The organism is Rhodococcus marinonascens NBRC 14363, from assembly GCF_001894885.1.
Classification (GTDB): domain Bacteria; phylum Actinomycetota; class Actinomycetes; order Mycobacteriales; family Mycobacteriaceae; genus Rhodococcus_F; species Rhodococcus_F marinonascens.
In genome coordinates, this window is record NZ_BCXB01000104.1 from 1 (window position 1) to 2,284 (window position 2,284).

Consider the following 2,284-nt stretch of genomic DNA (forward strand, 5'->3'; position numbering starts at 1 on the left):
TCTTGATCCCATGCGAACGAGACGATGATGACGTCTCCGGCGACTTCGACTTCGACGTCGCGCGTATTTGTCCACGGCTCTCGCCCGTATATCTGCGTGTCTTCGCCACCAGGAACAAAGGCGAACCATCCATCAGCATCAGCATCAGGGGCCGGTGGAGCCACGGGCAACGCTGACGCTTCTTGAAGGTATTGCCGAAGCGAGTCGGCAATACCTCGTCGCCTTACCACCGATTCAGAGCAAGACCCAGATGTCACTGTCCCAGTGTTCCGTGGCGGGCACGGTCGCCTCGGTGATGATTCAAGTTCCTACGCCATCACCACCACCAGGAACGAGTCGTGGGTGGTGACCAAGGATGGGCCCAAAGCTTCAGGCAATAGCGATGGGGGTTGGACGTCCTGGCACCCAGCCTCATTGACCCTGCAAAGGGTCAAAGGTATTTCGCGTAGGAGAAGGAGGGGCTTCTGATGAAATCGGCGGGAAGTTCCATTGCTGGTTGAACCCGCCGGTGCAGTCCCACAGCTGCAACCGGCCGCCGTCGGCAGATTCCCCGTCGGTCACATCCAGGCACCTCCCACTCGCAGCGTTGATGATTGCGCCACCCTCCGGTTTGCCGCCGGTCACCTCATCGGCGATCTGCCACTGCTGCGCCGTCCCGGTCGCCGTCCCGGTGCAGTCGGTGATCTGTACCGGTGTACCGTTGGGAAGACGATCACTGTCTGTCGCGACCGGACCATCGACCCTCACTTCGGCCGCATTCAAGCATTTCTCGGTGTGCGGGTTGACGATCTGGCCCGTGTTTTCTAATGTCCACTGCTGGTTTTCCGCGCCGGTGTAGTCCCACATCTGCACCGGAGTACCACTGACAGTTCCGTTGTCGACGATATCGATCACCCGGCCGTCCAAACCGTAAATGGGGGAATCGGCCACTTTGATCGTCGCTAACGGTTGACTGCCACTGTTCACCTCAGAATCCGACGTATCTCGGGGTGAGCAACGAACACTGTGAAATCCGCTATGCGGACCGACAAAATCGGTCTTATTGCTTGTTAGAAAAGTAAAGAAGTTGCTCGCATTATTGTACTCGTTCGCGGCATCATCCCGCCTGAGTGTCGGCTCAATCGTCGAATTCACTGTATCGGGTGCTATTGCTGTAACACTGACGGAGGGAATAACCATAGTCCGGCTATTCTGAGTGTTCCAACCTCCGCCGGAGTCACCGCTAGCATTGGGTCCATCATTGGTGACCACCCCGTCTGTTGTTCTCTGCTCTGTAGCATTATTGAGGGTCATTCTCAGATGATTCCCTGTGGCCGACTCGTTTCCGTTGTCGTCGATACGGACAATATCTTCTGGAAGGTGTTGAGATGATTCTTCGGTTGGTGGAACTACTGCGGCGGACACAAAATTCGTTCCTATTGGGATATCGATGTCAAGTTTTATCCGCGTAGCGCCTTCCGTATCACCTGCTCCAACAAGAGCATTACCCCCATCGGAGAAAACTTTGCGGTTGAAGATTATGTCGTCAAAGTCGATCGTGTAGGTGAACACTACTCCGGGGCGCACGGCAGGTGGAAAGATGACTCTAATTCCCATTTGGTTTGACACCTCGGTCGACGTGTTGGTAAACAATTTGTCGACCGGATCGTCAAACGGTACGAAAAGGCTGTTACCGTTAGAAAATGCGCCACAACTCACCGGGAAGGTTGTGTATGTCGTGCCAGTCTCTGCGGAGACATCATTGTTTTCGGCCGATGCGGAGACATTGTTGATGGGCAGGATTCCCGCGGCAATGATTGCTATCGCCGAAATTCTTGACCAGAGGGTGTGATTCATTCCAGTTTTCGACATCTACTTACTGCTCTCTGTTCTGGCCGCAGACCAGCGGACCGAGCTTCCCTACGAAGAGTGAGCAGTGGTCACGCGGCCACTGACGGTCGCGGTCAGTGACTTTTCGTAGTCGTGGGGACTGAGTATTCCCCTTACGGAATTGTCTACGGAAAACGATGTAAAGGTACATCAAGTTATCAAGTACAGCAACCAATTCCACCTGACCTGGTCCCCATCATGGAGTCCGTCATGTTCTAGAGTCGGCGGTGTCAAGCAGTGAAAGCAACGGAGGCAACGGAGGCAACGGAGGCAACGGAGGCAACGAGTAGCTTGCTGAACACTTCCCGTGGAGTTCGATAGCCGAGGAAGGCACGGGGCCTGTCATTGAGCTCGTCGGCGATCGCGTCGAGGTAGGGCTGGTCGTCGGTGATCTCGATGCCCTTGGGCAGGTACT

The 2,284-nt window shown here is 55.2% G+C and carries 1 protein-coding gene and 1 pseudogene; both read right to left on the minus strand.

The annotated features are described in order from the left end of the window. Positions 1–411: 411 nt before the first annotated feature. Entirely contained in the window at positions 412–1,836 is a 1,425-nt protein-coding gene (locus RM2_RS23685; RefSeq protein ID WP_169846821.1) for an RICIN domain-containing protein, read from the minus strand. A gap of 263 nt (positions 1,837–2,099) precedes the next feature. Then, a pseudogene (locus tag RM2_RS24815) lies at positions 2,100–2,284 on the minus strand (IS30 family transposase); the annotation flags it as partial.